General features: G+C 50.2%; 1 protein-coding gene. It reads left to right on the plus strand.

Features of this window, described 5'->3' with window-relative positions; all coding sequences use genetic code 11:
- Window positions 1-251: hypothetical protein (locus UQ64_RS31450; RefSeq protein ID WP_483414287.1), on the plus strand; the 251-nt coding region annotated here is incomplete at both ends.

Here is a 251-nt window from a genome sequence, read left to right on the forward strand (position 1 = left end):
TTCATGTTCAGCCCTTCCGCAGCTGTTGCAACAGCTTGCGTACTATGGCGTCTGCTGACTTCTGTGCGTTCAGCCTGCTCTCACAAGCAGGGTTACGAAGTGGCTTCGCCTACCGCACAGATCTCCCCAGGTAAGGACGCTATCTTCCTCTCCATCTATCTGCTTCATTTACTCTCGTATGCCTTTGACAGTATGGACTTTGGTTTGTTATGCAACCTCATCCAGCCTACGTTAGCCTTGTATGAAGTTCG

The organism is Paenibacillus etheri, from assembly GCF_001012825.1.
GTDB lineage: Bacteria > Bacillota > Bacilli > Paenibacillales > Paenibacillaceae > Paenibacillus_AQ > Paenibacillus_AQ etheri.